This window comes from Desulforhabdus sp. TSK (assembly GCF_022836495.1).
GTDB lineage: Bacteria > Desulfobacterota > Syntrophobacteria > Syntrophobacterales > Syntrophobacteraceae > Desulforhabdus.
The window spans coordinates 1-208 of the sequence record NZ_BQXM01000300.1 but is presented as its reverse complement, the minus strand read 5'-3'; the positions used below and the strand labels follow the sequence as shown (position 1 = coordinate 208).

Annotated in this window: 1 pseudogene; it reads left to right on the top strand. The window is 57.2% G+C overall.

The features are described 5' to 3' along the window. A pseudogene (locus MWC30_RS22460) lies at positions 1 to 208 on the top strand (ISKra4 family transposase); the annotation flags it as partial.

Below are 208 nucleotides of genomic sequence, written 5' to 3'. Positions count from 1 at the left end.
CAGGCTCTATCTCATTGACGAGGACAGAATCGAGCACCTGATCAGCTGGCATCAGATGGCGGACAATCATAAGATAGCCGATGCTCTCCGCACCATCAAGGAAGCCGGCCTCATTCCCATTGAGAAGGTCAGGCTCTGTGTGGTGGCGGACGGAGCGGACTGGATCTGGAACAGAGTCGAGGAGCTCTTCCCCGATGCCAGGCAGGTC